The 14158-nt window shown below is 73.3% G+C and carries 12 protein-coding genes; 5 read left to right on the top strand and 7 right to left on the bottom strand.

The genetic code is table 11. The features are described 5' to 3' along the window. The first annotated feature begins 453 nt into the window (after positions 1 to 453). Positions 454 to 1152 carry an SDR family oxidoreductase gene (locus tag ACZ60B_RS19165; protein ID WP_469388393.1) on the top strand — a complete coding sequence of 233 codons (699 nt, stop codon included), beginning with the start codon at positions 454 to 456 and terminating at the stop codon, positions 1150 to 1152. Positions 1153 to 1323: 171 nt separating this feature from the next. Continuing rightward, the gene (locus ACZ60B_RS19160) at positions 1324 to 2400 is read left to right on the top strand and encodes a fatty acid desaturase family protein (RefSeq protein ID WP_469388391.1); all 1077 of its coding nucleotides are present in this window, start codon (positions 1324 to 1326) and stop codon (positions 2398 to 2400) included. A 37-nt stretch (positions 2401 to 2437) separates the two neighbouring features. On the opposite strand, the gene ACZ60B_RS19155 is transcribed toward ACZ60B_RS19160, so the two are convergent. Beyond that, entirely contained in the window at positions 2438 to 3298 is an 861-nt protein-coding gene (locus ACZ60B_RS19155) for a class I SAM-dependent methyltransferase (RefSeq protein ID WP_469388390.1), read from the bottom strand. 94 nt (positions 3299 to 3392) lie between these two features. Between ACZ60B_RS19155 and ACZ60B_RS19150 the strand changes: the two genes are divergently transcribed. After that, on the top strand, positions 3393 to 3989 hold the full coding sequence (locus tag ACZ60B_RS19150) for a TetR/AcrR family transcriptional regulator (RefSeq protein WP_469388388.1): 597 nt from the start codon (positions 3393 to 3395) through the stop codon (positions 3987 to 3989). Here ACZ60B_RS19150 and ACZ60B_RS19145 read toward each other — a convergent pair. From ACZ60B_RS19145 to ACZ60B_RS19135, 3 genes are read right to left on the bottom strand one after another with little or no spacing between them, the layout of a single operon-like run. Further along, positions 3974 to 5632: a hypothetical protein gene (locus ACZ60B_RS19145; protein WP_469388387.1), complete on the bottom strand. Its 1659-nt coding sequence runs from the start codon at positions 5630 to 5632 to the stop codon at positions 3974 to 3976. The two genes, ACZ60B_RS19150 and ACZ60B_RS19145, sit on opposite strands and share 16 nt — an antisense overlap. 46 nt (positions 5633 to 5678) lie before the next feature. Beyond that, positions 5679 to 7265, bottom strand: a complete 1587-nt coding sequence (locus tag ACZ60B_RS19140) for a serine/threonine-protein kinase (RefSeq protein WP_469388385.1) — start codon at positions 7263 to 7265, stop codon at positions 5679 to 5681. Then, on the bottom strand, positions 7262 to 9022 hold the full coding sequence (locus tag ACZ60B_RS19135; protein WP_469388384.1) for an FHA domain-containing protein: 1761 nt from the start codon (positions 9020 to 9022) through the stop codon (positions 7262 to 7264). Before ACZ60B_RS19135 ends, ACZ60B_RS19140 begins: the two co-directional genes overlap by 4 nt. 83 nt (positions 9023 to 9105) lie before the next feature. Between ACZ60B_RS19135 and ACZ60B_RS19130 the strand changes: the two genes are divergently transcribed. After that, positions 9106 to 10734 carry a hypothetical protein gene (locus ACZ60B_RS19130; RefSeq protein WP_469388382.1) on the top strand — a complete coding sequence of 543 codons (1629 nt, stop codon included), beginning with the start codon at positions 9106 to 9108 and terminating at the stop codon, positions 10732 to 10734. A gap of 283 nt (positions 10735 to 11017) precedes the next feature. Here the strand turns inward: ACZ60B_RS19130 and ACZ60B_RS19125 are convergent, their stop codons facing one another. Together ACZ60B_RS19125 and ACZ60B_RS19120 are read right to left on the bottom strand one after the other, a co-directional pair. Further along, a complete protein-coding gene (locus ACZ60B_RS19125; RefSeq protein WP_469388380.1) occupies positions 11018 to 11737 on the bottom strand; it encodes an ABC transporter permease in 720 nt (239 codons plus the stop codon). A gap of 139 nt (positions 11738 to 11876) precedes the next feature. Continuing rightward, positions 11877 to 12845, bottom strand: coding sequence for an LLM class flavin-dependent oxidoreductase (locus tag ACZ60B_RS19120; RefSeq protein ID WP_469388379.1), 969 nt, complete (start codon positions 12843 to 12845; stop codon positions 11877 to 11879). 86 nt (positions 12846 to 12931) lie between these two features. On the opposite strand from ACZ60B_RS19120, the gene ACZ60B_RS19115 reads away from it, so the two are divergent. Continuing rightward, entirely contained in the window at positions 12932 to 13756 is an 825-nt protein-coding gene (locus tag ACZ60B_RS19115) for a helix-turn-helix domain-containing protein (RefSeq protein WP_469388377.1), read from the top strand. On the opposite strand, the gene ACZ60B_RS19110 is transcribed toward ACZ60B_RS19115, so the two are convergent. Then, on the bottom strand, positions 13735 to 14157 hold the full coding sequence (locus tag ACZ60B_RS19110) for a hypothetical protein (RefSeq protein WP_469388375.1): 423 nt from the start codon (positions 14155 to 14157) through the stop codon (positions 13735 to 13737). The genes ACZ60B_RS19115 and ACZ60B_RS19110 overlap by 22 nt on opposite strands. Between the last annotated feature and the right edge of the window lies 1 nt (position 14158).

The raw sequence follows: 14158 nt of genomic DNA, 5'->3' as shown, positions 1-14158 counted from the left end.
CCACCCCCCACCCAGCACCGCACCAGCCCGGTCACCCCGCCCAACGAACCCCAGCCGAAAAGGTCACGCATTCGACCGGCAAACCCCCGTTCCCACCCACAGCACCCACCACACGCCACCAGCCGCTCGCCCATGCTCACGAAAGCTCACTCGTGCACGGTCAAACAGCAGCAGCTTCGAACCCCCTACCCCCCAAGGGCGACGGCCTGCTCGGCACGGTCACCGTGACCCCGTACGCCGAGGCCGCGCTTCGCTGACCCGTCCCCGCGCACCGGCCGGGCGTCCCGCGCGCGTGGACGCCCGGCCGGGTGATCGTGGAACGGCACCATTCCACGATCACCCGGCCGGGGCGGGAGCCCTGGGCCCGCCCCGGCCGACAGGTGGTTGAGCCGCTGCCGAGGGCTTAGCGTCGAAGGAGGGGAGTCCTCGGATCCGCCCACAGGGAGGACGATCATGGACATCAAGGGTTCGGTGGCCCTGGTGACGGGTGCCAACCGTGGAATCGGGCAGGCCTTCGCCCAGGCACTGCTCGAGCACGGCGCCGCCAAGGTGTACGCCGGGGTCCGGGATCCGGAGACCGTCGGGGACCCGGGGCTCGTCCCGCTGCGCCTGGACGTCACCGACGAGGAACAGGTCGCCGCGGCCGCGGCGACCGCCGGGGACGTCGGCATCGTCATCAACAACGCCGGCGTCGCCGGTGGCCCGTCCCTGCTGGAGGGGTCGTTCGACGGGGCCAGGCGCGAGATGGAGGTCAACTACTTCGGCACCTGGGCGGTCTCGCGTGCGTTCGCACCCGTACTGGCCGCCAACGGAGGCGGAGCGCTGGTCACCATGCTGTCCGTGGCCTCATGGGTGGCCAACCGCAGGCTGCCGAGCTACGCGGCTTCCAAGTCCGCCCAGTGGTCACTGACGAACGCCTTCCGGCTGGCGCTGCGGGAGCAGGGCACGCTGGTGGTCGGCGTGCACGCCGGCTACGTCGACACCGATCTGGCGGCGGACATCGACTCGCCGAAGATCGGCGCGGCCGACGTGGCCGAGCAGACCATGGCCGCGCTGCTCGACGACGAAGAGGAAGTGCTGGTCGACGAGCGCACCCGCCAGGTACGCGCCGCGCTCTCGGGTGATCTGGCGACCCTGTACGCCGATCGGTGACGACTCGGTACGCCACCGGCTGGCGGCTCGAACTCCTGAGCACCGGAGGAAACCCGAGGTCAGGGGTGCGGGCATGGTGGCGGCCCCCCGAGGCGATGGGGGGACAGCCCCCCAGGAAGTCTGCAACTGACCGGCTTCTGCCGAGGGGACGCCCCTCCCCAGACTCACTGCATGACAACTCTTCCCGATCTCACGGTCGCGAGCACGACGTCCACGGTCCGCCCACGCGGATCCGCCCCGGACGCGGGCAGCGACTTCGCCCGGCTGACGCAGCGCATCACCGAGGCGGGCCTGCTGCAACGGCGCCCCGGCTACTACACGCTGCGCCTGGGCCTGGTGACCGGGCTGCTGGTGGCGGGCTGGACGACCTTCGTGGTGCTGGGCGACACCTGGTGGCAGCTCGCGGTCGCCGCCGTCATGGCCCTGCTCTTCGGACAGGTCGCGCTCGTGGCCCACGACCTGGCACACCGGCAGGTGTTCCGACGGCGGCGGCCGAGCGAGATCTGGGGACGGCTCTACGGCAACCTGGGCATCGGCATGAGTTACGGCTGGTGGATGAACAAGCACACCCGCCACCACGCCAACCCCAACCACGAGGAACTCGACCCCGATGTCGCCCCGGACATCCTGGTGTGGTCCACCGAGCAGGCCTGCGACAGCAGCGGCCTGGCCCGCCTCATCGGCGGTCACCAGGCACTCCTGTTCTTTCCGCTGCTGACACTCGAGGGCTTCAACCTGCACGTGTCGAGCGTGCGGGCGCTGCGTTCGCCGTCCATGAAGAGCCGTCTGCTGGAGGGGAGTCTGCTCTTCCTGCACCTGGCGGCCTACCTGTCCGCGCTGTTCCTGGTGCTCTCACCCGGCAAGGCGGTGGCGTTCCTCGCCCTGCACCAGTGCCTCTTCGGTGTGTACCTCGGCTGCACCTTCGCCCCCAACCACAAGGGGATGCCCACCTTCACCGGCGACGAGCGGCCCGACTTCCTGCGCCGCCAGGTGCTCACCTCCCGTAACGTCCACGGCGGCCGGCTCACCGATGTGCTGCTCGGCGGGCTCAACTACCAGATCGAGCACCACCTGTTCCCCAGCATGCCCACTCCCCACCTGCGGCGCGCGCAGGTCGTCGTGCGCGCGTACTGCGCGGAGATCGGGGTCCCGTACCACGAGACCGGGCTGATCCAGTCCTACCGCGAGGCACTCACGCATCTGCATCGGGTGGGAGAGCCGATCAGGCGGCAGCGCAAGGCGGCCTGACGGCCGGAGGCCCGGACGCCCTGCGCGGGCGTCGCGGTCACCGGCGGACGGCCGTGACCAGCCACGCCCCTGTCCGCATACGGACACCGGTCGCGTCTTCGTACGGAGCGAGGGCGGCGCGGAGCGCGGCCCGCACGCGCTCGGCTCCGTCGCCGTCGTCCGCGGTGTCGAGCTGTTCCACCAGATGCCGTCCGGGTCCTGACCCCAGGAGGTGCCCGGCGGCGTCGTCGGCGTCGCGGCCGAAGTCTCCGAGCGCGGTGACGGCTTCGGTGCGTACGTCGTCGAAGCCGGCCTGTCCGAGAACCTCTCGTACGACGTCCGGGTCGGCGAGCGAGAACATGCCCGGGCCGGCAGAGTCACCGGACGCCTGCGGCAGGGAGGACAGTGCCGCGCTCACGGTGCCGTACAGCTGGGCCCACTCGCTGCGGGCCGGGTCCGCCATGCACACGAAGGCGAGCCGTCCGCCGGGGCGCAGGGCGCGGGCGACGTTGCCGAACGCGGCGGCCGGATCCGCGAAGAACATCACCCCGAAGCGGCTCAAGGCCGCGTCGAACCCGGCCTCTGGCAGGGGGTGGACCTGGGCGTCGCCCTGCTCGAAGCCGATGTTGTCCAGGCCCTCCCGCGCGGCCAGCAGGCGCGCCCGGTCGAGCATGGGGCCGGACAGGTCCAGGCCCAGGACCGATCCCGGGGCAGCGGCACGGGCGGCCAGTCGCGTGGTCTGGCCGGCCCCGCAGCCGACATCGAGGACGCGGTCCCCGGGGCCGATCCCGGCCGCGGTGAGCAGGGGTGCGTCGAACCCCTCGTTGACGGCGTTCCAGCGGTCGTGGTGGTCGCTCCAGTGTCGGCCCTCGTCGCCGTTCCAGGCCTTGGACTGTGCGGTGTTGACGAGTTCGTACATGGGATCGCTCCTGCCGGAGAGCTAGTATGGGCATCTGCCCATACCAAGGTATGAGCGTTCGCCCATACTGGCAAGTGTCGTCCGGGAGGACCCGATGTCACCACGCGGAGTAGCGATCCCCGACGTCCGGGAGCGGCTCTTCGCCGCAGCGGAGCGGGTACTGGCCCGGGAAGGCACGGCCGGCCTGACCAACCGGTCCGTCACGGAGGAGGCGGGCTGCGCGAAGGGGCTGCTCTACAACCACTTCGCGGACCTGGACGACTTCGTGACCCAACTCGTCCTGGACCGGTTCGCGCGCATCGCCGCGGAGGTGGGACCGCTGCCCGACCGGGCGGGCAGCGGCAGCGTGCACGACAACCTCACCGCCGCGGCCCTCGCCATGCTCGGCACGAGCGGCCCCGCGATCGCCGCGGCCGCCCTCTCCCGCAACCAGGTCGCCCAGCGCGTGGCCCGGTCCTGGGCGGAGGGCACACCGGGACCCGGCGCGGTCGAGGACGCGATGACCCGCTACCTGGAGGCCGAACAACGGCTGGGCCGGGTGGCCCCGGACGCCGACTGCCCCATGCTGGCCCTCGCCCTGACCGGCACGGTCCACCACCTCCTGATGCACCCGGGTCCGCAACCGCAGGCTCCCGAACCATTGATCCGGCGGCTGGTCACGGCCCTGGTGGCCAGTCAGGAGCAGGCGTAGCTGAAGGACGCCTCCGCCTCGATCGGCTTGCGCTGGTGCGCGATCCGCAGCTGTGCGGACCCCCGGAAGCTGCCGGGGCCGCGGACCGTCCAGCGGAGGTGCACGGTGACCCTGCGGTCGCCCCGGCGGGCCATGTGGACCAGCTCGCCGGAGTCCTGGCCGTCGCTGCGCAGCCAGTGGTACGTCACCGGGCCGCCGCTGCCGTCGGTGGTCACGACACCGACCAGATCGGCGGTCTGTCCGCAGTGCAACCGCCCGACGGGCGCCCGGACTTCGACCGCGGTGACCGTCGGGGCCGGGGCCGGGCGCAGCAGCAGCCAGAGCAGGACGGCCGCGGCGGTCAGGAAGGCCGTCGTGGCGATCCGGGCCCACCGCCTTCGACGGCGGGGGCGGCTGCCCGGCGGTACGGGGGCGGTGCGCCACTGGGCGCGCAGGACGTCCTGGGCCTCCAGAGGGACGCCGGGGCCGAAGCGCAGCAGGATCTCGCCGTCGTCCTCGCCGGCCGGGGGCGGCGTCGTCGCCCCGGCGGGCGCCGCCGTCGGGGATCCGGCGGGGGCGCGATTGCGCTTGCCGAGGAGGGTGGCCTGATCGTCCGCGGCGGGGGAGCGGGGCCGGTGCGGGGCGGAGCGGGCGCGGCTGGGCATGGTGAGCTGCTCGTCCGGCACCCCGTGGCCGGGCCTGTCCGCTTCCGGGACCACGTCTTCGGGGCCTGCGACGTTGGTACCGGCGTCTTCGGGACTTGCGTCTGCGGGGCCTGCGACGTTGGTACCGGCGTCTTCGGGACTTGCGTCTGCGGGGCCTGCGACGTTGGTACCGGCCGCTGCGGCACCGAGGGCTTCGCCTTCCTCTCCCCGAGGGCGCGCACGCTGGGTGTCCGCCCGCGTCTCGTCCCCCGTCGGAGCCGTGGTGATCTCCGGGCCGGCCGCGGCCACCGCCGCGCGGAGTTCCGTGCGCCGCAGGAAACCCGCCGGGAGCGCCGCGCGCCCGGCGACCAGTGCCGCCCGGGCCGCCGCGAGCCCGTCGGAACCGGCGGTGGCGGAACACCGCGCGAACAGGGCCGACGCCGGGGTACCAGGTGTCACCCAGGCCTCGCCCAGGGTGCGGCACAGGACGGCCCAGGCCGCGATGTCCGCCTCGCGGCGCGCGGAGTCCGGCGCGTCGCCCAGCACCGCGCCCAGCGCGGCCTCGGCGAGCAGGGCGACCCCGTCCGGGGCGAGGACGACGGTGTCCGCGTCCAACGCTCCGTGGGCGAGGCCGGCCGCGTGCAGGGCGAGCAGGCTCTGCGCGGTCTCGTTCAGGACACTGGCCGCACTGCCCGCGCCGGGGCCCGAAATCCCGCGGGCCAGCAGGTCCGCGAGGGTGGGAGCCGGTGGCCGGGCGGTGACGAGCCACACCTGCCCGGCCTCCACGACCAGGTCGACCGTGCCGAGCACTCCGGGCAGCCGGAGCCTGGCGACGGCGAGCACGGCCGCCGCGAGCCGCTCGCGTGTGCCCTCCGGCGCGAGCAGGGCACGGTCGATGCGCAGCGCGCCGAGCACCGGCTCGCCGGACCTGGCCGGGAGCAGCGCGTGCCAGGTGCCGTGGCGGGCGTCGCGCGACCAGCCCGACAGGGTTCGCCCGGCGACGGTGGTGGCTGTCGTCATGCCGATCCGTTCTCGCTCTCGCTCTCGTTCTCGCTCGGTACGGCGCTCAGCACGGCGGCGCGTCCAAGGAGGCCGTCTGTGGTCCGTTCGCGGCCGCCGGAGTGCTGGTGAGCGTGACCGTCCAGGTGCCCCGGCACGGGTGGTTGGCGAAGTCGGCCACGAAGGTCACGGGGTAGTGCGTGCTGCCGGACAGCTGCTGCGTCCGGTGGCCGTACGGATCGGCGGGCGTGTTCACGTAGTAGTCGGCCGTGACGGTCACCGGCCCGGTGCCGGTCGTGTCGACGCTGACGTCGGCGACCAGCGTGCCAGGGGTCTGCCCCCGCTGCCAGGAGCCGATGGTGATGGTGACCGTGCCGGGCGTGGGAATGAGCGTGGGTGTGGGCGTGGCCGGGCTCGCGGTCGTCGGTGCGGGCGATTCCGCCGGTGCGGCGGTGCTCGCCGTGGGGGTGGGGGAGACCGCGGGGCCGTCCGAGGGGGTTGCGGTCGGGGTGGTGTCGGTCGTGGGGGAGGCGCCGGACGCGGACACGGACACGGAGGGCGAAGAGGTGGACAAAGTCGGCGAGTTGAGAGTCGAGGGCACCGAGCTGGCCACTGTCGTCGACGTGTCGTGCGGACGGGCCGCCACCGCCGTCGCCCCGCCCGCGACGACCGCGAGGGCGGCCGCCCCGGCGGCGGCCTTCCACCCGCTGCGCCTCAGCCGACCGAGCAGGGTCAGGGCCCGGGCCGGAGCTTCGAGGGTCGCCGTCGCGGTGAAGGGGAACAATAGGGCGAGCAGCGCCGTGAGTTCGGCGAGTCTGCGCCGTCCCCGCTCCTCCCAGCCTGCGCCGTACCCCTCGGTGGCGGATCGCTCGAGGTCGGTGAGGAACGCCTCGACGCCCGGCCGGTCCGCCGGGTCCTTGGCCAGTCCCCGGCGCAGCAGCCCGCGTACGGGGGCGGGTACGTCGTCCAGGGGGACGGGGGCCCGCAGGTGCTGGAGGCGCAGCGCGGTCACGTCGTCGCCGGTGAACGGGCGACGCCCGGTCAGGCACTCGTGGAAGACGGCCGCCGCGGCGTACACGTCGCCGGCCGGTCCCGCCGGTTCGCCCTGCCACTGCTCGGGCGCCATGTAGGCGGGCGTGCCGGCGGCCTCGGTCTCGCGGCCGGTGCGCACGGCGATGCCGAAGTCGGCGAGCGCGCTGGTACCGTCGGCGCGGACCAGCACGTTCTCGGGCTTGTAGTCGCGATGGACCACTCCGGCCGCGTGGGCCGCGCCGAGGCCCAGCAGCGAGCCCTTGAGCAGGACCAGGGCGGCCTCGGGCCCGGTCGACCCGTGCCGGCGCAGCAGTTGGCGGAGGCTGACGCCGTCCACCGCCTCCATCACGATGGCGGCACCGCCGCGCGCCTCGACGTACTCGTAGAGCCGCACCACGCACGGGTGCCGCAACTCGCCCAGGAGTCGGGCCTCCGCGCGGAAGCGGGCGAGGAACTCCCGGTCGGTACGCAGGTGTTCGCCGAGGTACTTGATCGCCACGGGTATCCCGGTCGCGGTGTGCCGGGCCAGGACGACCCGTCCGCCGGCGCCCTCGCCGAGGGTACGCACCTCCGCGTAACCGGGGACGGCCCACTGACCGGGGCTGCCGGTGTCCTCCTTCATGTCGTCCCCTCCACGGCCGCGCCCAACGCTGGAGCCGGTGCCGTACCCCGAGCGCCACGCCGACGCCGTATCCGGCGGACCAGCCAGCGCACCGGCGCGGACCACACCGGGAAGGCGACCAGGGCGACCACGACCGCCTCGATCGGCGTGGTCCACGCCGGGGACAGCCACCCGTCCAGCAGGTCGCCGATCCGGGAGCGCCAGGCCAGCAGGGCGAGGACGAGGAAGCCGTACGTGCCGACGACGACCGCGAGTCCGTACGCCGCCATGCCCGCCTGCCGCGGCCCGGGCCGGACGCCCGCGCGCAGGTCCTGCCAGAGCCCCTTGCGGAAGTACGCGCTCGCCTCCTCGCGCAGCCGGGGCACCCGCAGCGCGTCGGTGAGGGCCTGGTAACCGTCCAGCGGCATCAGCGGGTTGAAGTTGTAGAGCGTGTTCAGGTACAGCCCGAAGGCCAGTTGGAAGAGGACGGCCGAGGCGGCACCGGAGGGCAGGAAGGCCGCACCGGCCGCGCACCAGCCGGCCAGCGCCGCCGTCGACAGCGGTCCGGACAGCGCGACGACGACGCGTGACCGGCGGGTGCCGAACCACATGTCGCTGGTGTCCACGAACGCGAACGGCATGCCCATCATGAGCAGGAAGCCGCCGCGCCTGACCTTGCGGCCGTACGACTTCACGGCCAGGGCGTGCGTCAACTCGTGGACGACGAGGGCGGATATGTATCCGGCGCCGAGCAGCACCGGGCCCCACACGCCCGCGCCGCCGAAGTCCAGCAGTTGCCGGCGTCCCTGCGCGACGAAGAACGCGAACAGCCCGCCGACCACCGAGAGCCAGACCAGCGTCACTCCGGTCCGGGTGAAGAACCGCCAGCCGAAGGTCTGGTAGAGGCGGGCGGCGGTGCGGTCGAGGCCGGGGACCGAGATCTCCAGTTTCAGCAGCGCCCGGTACACGGCGTGTCCCACGCGCCGCCAGCCCGTCCGCTCCACCTGCTCGGGTCGGCCGGGCAGACCACGCAGCAGTCCCGCGTCCGCGAACGCGGCGAGCGCCGCCTCGATGCGCGGCAGCGCGAGCTCGCCGAAGCGGTCGGCGTACGCGAACAGCAGGTCCCGTACGGTGTTCTCGCCGTCGACGGCCTGCCAGAGGAAGACCTCGCGCTCGTCCAGTTCCAGATACCTGCCGGTGCGGGTGCTGTTGAGCACCCAGCGGGCCTCGCCGCGGTCGGCGGGCAGCTGCTTGAGAGCCCACCCGGAGCGGCGGCGGGGACGCGCGGTGAGCGGGCCGTTCGCCTCCGGTGCCGCCTCCTCCTGTGCCGCGGTGGGGAGTCGGGTGAGCTGGGTGCCGACGACCTGGGTGCGCTGGCCGATGTGGGCGTCGCGGGGCTGCTCGAACACCAGGCGTACGTCGCCGACGGACAGCTCGGTCCCGTCGGCGAGTTGGGCGGCGCCGCCGTGCAGGTCGACGCCCGCGACGGCCGTACCGTTGAACGAGTCCAGGTCCTCGATCCGGAAGCCCGACTCGGTGCGCACGATCCGGGCGTGACGGCGCGACACGCTGGCGTCGGACAGGACGACGTCGCTGTCCGCGCCCCGGCCCAGTGTGGTGACCGGGCCGGTGAGCGGGACGAGCAGGGTGGGGTCGTCGAGGCCGCGCAGCTGCGGCGCGGCGTACGACGTCGGTGCCGCGCCGCGGCGGAGTGTGCCGCAGTGCAGGCAGTACGGGAAGTCGCGCCGCACATGGACGCGGCAGGCGTGGCAGAGCATGGGTCGACTCAGCCCGCGCCGGATCCGCTGATGAACGTTCCGTCGGTGAAGCCGCCGTCGGTGTCCGGCGCGGAGGGCGAGAGATGGGTGGAGACGTTGCCGAGGCCGGGGGCGCTCACGCCACCGCGCATGCGCTCGGTGCCGTCGGCCAGGCCCGCGCGGCCACCGCGGCCGCCCTCGCCGTCGCCACCGCCGGGTTCTCCACCGCCGCCGCCGGGTCGGCGTCCGGTGTTCTCCTGGCTGCCGCCGCCGCTGCCGTCGCCGCCTCCGGGTTCTCCACCGCCGCCGGGACGTCGGCCGGTGTTCTCCTGGTCGCCGCCACCACTGCCGCCTTCTCCACCGCCGCCGGAGCCGCCGTCGTGGCCGTGACCGCCGCCCTCTTCGCCGCCCCCGCCGTCGCCGCCGGAACCTCCGCCGTCGCCGCCACCGGAACCGCCGTGGCCGCCGCCCTCGCCGCCGCCGGAGCCGCCGTGACCGGAGCCGCCGTCCTCGCCGCCACCGCCACCGCCACCGCTGCCGCCGCCGTCGCCACCGCCGCTCCCGCCGCCCTCGCCACCGCCGGGCCGGCGTCCGGTGTTCTCCTGGTCGCCGCCACCGCCACCGCCGCTGTCTCCGCCGCCGCCCTCACCGCCGCCGCTGTCCCCACCGCCGTCACCGCCGTCGCCGCGGTCGTAGATACCGCCGTGCCCGAAGTGACCGACGTCGCCGCCGCCCTCGCCGCCGAAGCCGCCGCCGTGGCCGCCGCCGAACCCGCCGAGGCCGCCGCCGGATCCGGCCCCGCCATCACCGAAGCCACCGCCACCCAACCCACCGCCGAACCCGCCGTGGGCACCACCGTCACCGAAGCCGCCGCCGAACCCTTCGTCGGTACCACCGCCGCCGAACCCGCCGAGGCCGCCGCCGGATCCGGCCCCGCCGTCACCGAAGCCGCCGCCGAACCCGCCATCGGTACCGCCGCCACCCAACCCACTGCCGAACCCGCCGTGGGCACCACCGTCACCGAAGCCGCCGCCGGCACCACCGTCACCGAAGCCACCGTCACCGAAGCCGCCGAAGTCACCCAACCCTCCGTCGGGACCCGCACCGCCATGCCCGCCGAGCCCGCCGAGGTCCGACCCGGCCTCGTTCCCGAAGCCTCCGAATTCGCCGAACTCACCCGATCCGCCGCTCACGTCGACCGGCGATTCCTGGGTCAGCCCCCCGCCGAGCAGGCTCTGGGCGCCGGTGGCGGAGACGTCGAAGCCGTGGGCGCCCGCGTGGCCGTCACCGGCGAGCGGCAGGTCGGTCGTGTGCTCCATGGAGGCCTGATCGGCCGACACGTGGTCGACCGGGACATGCGGGACGTCATGGTGTGCCAGCGCGTGTGCCGCGCTGCCGAAGAACAGGGACGACTTGGACAGGCGCGGGTCGAGTGCGGCCGGTCCGTCGGCGGTGCCGGACTCGACGCGGAGGGCGCGGAGCTCGCCGACCTGTGCGGGTGTCAGACCGAGTCTTCGGGCCACTTCCTCGGCGTCACCGTCGAGTTCGGCCCGGAAGGCCGGGTCGACGGCAAGACGGGTCATGGCATCGCGAAAGGCGTTGTCGGTCATGTCCTCGGGTCTCCGTGGGTCTGCGTACGCTGCGGTCCGTTCCCGGCGGAGCTGAGGATCCCCCTGGCCGGAGGCAACTGCCTTTTCCAGCCACCCCCACCGATGCTGCACGGACGGTTATAAGGGGCATGGCATGACCCGCGCAAGGCCGGGAGCAGGGGCACTCCACTGAATATGCCTCCGGAAGAGTCGGTCCCCTCGGCCGCGTACCGTTCGGATACGGCCATCCGTGAGGTCGCCCGGACGGCTCGCCTCACCTGCCGACCGCGTCGCCGGACGGCCTCCAGGGGGAGCACGGCGTCGGGTCCACCCGGCCGCGCCCGGGAACGCGGACGCGGGCCCCGACCGCCGAGCGGTGGGGCCTGCGCATCCGGCTGGATATCCGACTGCTGACGGCTCCCGGCGGCTACGGCTGGTCCGGGTCCAGGGTGCCGTCGAACTCGAACACCGGGTTGGGCACGTCCTTCCGGGTCTTCCTGTCGGCGACGGTCGCCAGACCGATGATCTTGGACGGGCCGCCGGCGACGTAGGCGGAGTCGGCCCTGATCTGCACTTCGAACTTGCCGATCTGCAGCTGGTGGTCGTCGTCGTCGAAGGAGACCATGCAGATCCAGTCGGTGCCGGGGCCGACGTCGGCGACCTTGAGGCCGCCGCCGAGGGTGCCGACCAGTTGCATGACCAGGGCGAGGGCGACGGGAACGGCGACTCCCGCGGCCGGGTTGCGGGTCTTGACTGACAGCAGCAGGCTCAGCGTGGTGAACCCGAGCTGCGGCGCCAGAGCGGTCGCCCAGCCGGCGAGGACCAGTCCGAGTGGGCTGCCGGAGGGGATCATCTGACCGCCCAGGCCGACCAGGGGCTGTGTGCCGATGATCAGCAGGCTGGACCCGATGGTGCTGGCGGCCAGGACGGCCGACGACACGACGGTGAACAGGGTCGCGGTGAGCGTCTTGCCCCAGAAGATCTGGCCGCGGGTGACCGACCGGGTCAGGACGGTCTTCCAGGTGCAGTGGTGGTCCTCGCCGGCGAAGATGTCCCCGGCGACCAGTGCCGCGAGCATCGGGAAGATCCACTGCGAGCCGAAAGCCTTTGTTGGTTCGGCGGCATTGACCGTCAGTACTTCGCTCATGGAGTCGGACCTTGGAGACGGCGCATGAAGCAACCATGAAGCCCGTCGGCGGCGTCCCCGTGCTCGGCCGGACGAGCGGGCCGCGGGCTCGGCGCGGAAGCCGTCCTCGGCGGTGCCACCTGCCGGTGCTGCCGCTCGTTCACCCCGCTCCTGCGGCGTGACCTGCTGTCTTGCGGACGGCGGGGATCAGGTCCGCGAGCCGTTCGAGTTGGTCGCGCTGGGAGCGCAGGTCCAGGGCGGCGAGCCGGGCGACGATGTGCCGGGTGCCGGCGGCGACGTACCGGTTCAGGCTCTTGAGCACCTGGTCGGCGGAGCCGGTGACCACGGCCTGGATCCGTTCCAGTTCCTCCAGCGGCATGCCGTACGTGGCCCGCACGTAGGCGTCCAGCGCCCGGCGTCCGCTCTCGGCGTCGTCGTCGATCCGTACCGAGACGAACAGTGCCGCGGTGATGTCCTCGGCTGCGCGCCCGACGTCGGCCGCCGCCCGACGGACCTGACGAAGGCCGGATACGTAGTCGGCGGGGTCGGGCGGGTAGGGCAGCCATCCGTCGTACGACCGGCCGGTGCGGGCCAGTGCCGCGGGGGTCGCGCCGCCGAGCCAGACGGGCGGGCCGCCGGTCCGGTACGGCCTGGTCGTAGGCGGGATGTGGTCGAACCGGAGGATCTCGCCGTGGAAGGATTCGGCGCCGTCCCACAGGGCCCGCCACAGTGCGACGGTCTCGTCCAGGCGGGCGAAGCGCCTTTCCCACGGCAGTTCGGACAGCGTGTAGAGGGGCCGCCCGAAGCGGCCGGGGAACCCCGCGCCGACGGTCACGGTGAGCCGGCCACCGGACAGCAGGTCGATCGACGCCAGTGACTGCGCGGCCTGGACCGGCCGCCGCAGGAACGGCATCAGCGCGGCCGTCCCCAGCGTCACGGTCCCGGTCGCCGGAGCGAGCGCGGCCAGCATCGTGAGCGCCTCGATACGCGGGCTGATCAGGGAGTCGTTGACGAAGAGCGAGGAGAAGCCCAGGCGTTCGGCCTGTCGGCCGAAGGCGACCAGCTCGCGAGGGTCGTCGGCCGCGCCCCACTGGGCGGTCGCGGTCGGAAGCAGCACACCGATGTCCATGGCGCCGATGTTCACGTCGGGTGCGGCCGACGACAATTCCCCGCGGGGAATGGCCCGGCACCCTCCGCCGCCGGTACAACGGGCCGGTGAACTTCCCTCGTGCGCTTCGCGAACGCCGCACCGGCCGTCGTCTCAGCCAGCTCGACCTGGCGCTTCGGGCGGGCACCACCCAGCGCCATCTCAGTTTCATCGAATCCGGCAGGTCGGTCCCCGGCCGGAACATGGTCGTGCGCCTGGCCGAGTCGCTGGAACTGCCGCTGCGGGAGCGCAACGAACTGCTGCTGGCCGCGGGGTACGCACCCGCCTACCCCGAGAGCTCACTCGACGATCCGGCGCTGGCGCCCGTACGCACCGCGATCGGCCACATCCTGCGCGGGCACCTGCCGTATCCGGCGCTGGTCGTGGACCGCGGCGGCGCTCTGATCGCCGCGAACACCGCGTTCGACCTGATCGCCGAGGGGGCGGCGCCCGAGCTGGTCGGCCCGGGCACGAACATCTACCGTCTTGCCCTGCATCCCGAGGGGCTGGCTCCCCGCATCCGCAATTTCGACGAGTGGGCACGCCACATCCTGGCCCGCCTCGGCCACCTGGAGGAGTTGCGTGCCGAACTCAGCGCGTATGTCCCGGAGTTGGATCCGTCCGCCGGGCTGCTCGGTTTCGCCGTCCCGCTCCGCCTGGAGTCCTCGTACGGTGAGCTGCGCCTGATGACGACCGTGACCACCTTCGCCACCGCCGTCGACGTGACACTCGCCGAGCTGAAGCTGGAGGCGTTCCTGCCGGCCGACGCGGCGACAGCCGAGGCGCTCGCGGCGGCCGCCGGACGGATGGGTGCGGCCGTCGGACCGGCGGGTGCCGCTGCCGGACCGGTGAGCGCCGCTGCCGCCGTGGGTCAGTCGCCCGGAAACATGTAGTCGGTCTTGATCCGTCCGTGGTCGTCGAGTACGAGCATGACCAGGCCGCCCCCGGCGACATCGCCGGTCTCGGCGGACACCGTCTGCCGGCCGAACTTGACCACGTCGTCGAGGCGTACCGCGTCCGCGCGGGCCCGGAACGTGAATCCGTCCTTCTCGACGAACCGTTCGTGACTTCGCGTCACCCGGGCCTCGATGGCGTCGTACCCATGAGCCTCCAACGTGGTGTGGGCGAAGCCGAGTTCCGCGGCGATCTGCCTGATCGCCGCGGGCGGGTGAAGGACGTGTCTGCCGTCCTCGGCCCACAACCCCTCGATGGCCGCGCGCCGTTCGACGGCGTCGGCCAGTGTCCATTGGGCCATGTACAGGTCGGCCAGGCGCTGCGGGTCGATCTCCGTCATG

This window comes from Streptomyces sp. NPDC104096, assembly GCF_055584385.1.
Note: the sequence above shows the minus strand (reverse complement) of the source record. Positions and strands in the feature narration are given on the sequence as shown.

What these genes read in the sequence shown, in the direction of transcription:
- ACZ60B_RS19125 (WP_469388380.1), bottom strand. Translation starts at nt 11,737, where the DNA reads ATGAGCGAAGTACTGACGGTCAATGCCGCCGAACCAACAAAGGCTTTC.
- ACZ60B_RS19110 (WP_469388375.1), bottom strand. Translation starts at nt 14,157, where the DNA reads ATGACGGAGATCGACCCGCAGCGCCTGGCCGACCTGTACATGGCCCAA.
- ACZ60B_RS19140 (WP_469388385.1), bottom strand. Translation starts at nt 7,265, where the DNA reads ATGAAGGAGGACACCGGCAGCCCCGGTCAGTGGGCCGTCCCCGGTTAC.
- ACZ60B_RS19155 (WP_469388390.1), bottom strand. Translation starts at nt 3,298, where the DNA reads ATGTACGAACTCGTCAACACCGCACAGTCCAAGGCCTGGAACGGCGAC.
- ACZ60B_RS19165 (WP_469388393.1), top strand. Translation starts at nt 454, where the DNA reads ATGGACATCAAGGGTTCGGTGGCCCTGGTGACGGGTGCCAACCGTGGA.
- ACZ60B_RS19135 (WP_469388384.1), bottom strand. Translation starts at nt 9,022, where the DNA reads ATGCTCTGCCACGCCTGCCGCGTCCATGTGCGGCGCGACTTCCCGTAC.
- ACZ60B_RS19145 (WP_469388387.1), bottom strand. Translation starts at nt 5,632, where the DNA reads ATGACGACAGCCACCACCGTCGCCGGGCGAACCCTGTCGGGCTGGTCG.
- ACZ60B_RS19120 (WP_469388379.1), bottom strand. Translation starts at nt 12,845, where the DNA reads ATGGACATCGGTGTGCTGCTTCCGACCGCGACCGCCCAGTGGGGCGCG.
- ACZ60B_RS19130 (WP_469388382.1), top strand. Translation starts at nt 9,106, where the DNA reads ATGGGTGGAGACGTTGCCGAGGCCGGGGGCGCTCACGCCACCGCGCAT.
- ACZ60B_RS19150 (WP_469388388.1), top strand. Translation starts at nt 3,393, where the DNA reads ATGTCACCACGCGGAGTAGCGATCCCCGACGTCCGGGAGCGGCTCTTC.
- ACZ60B_RS19160 (WP_469388391.1), top strand. Translation starts at nt 1,324, where the DNA reads ATGACAACTCTTCCCGATCTCACGGTCGCGAGCACGACGTCCACGGTC.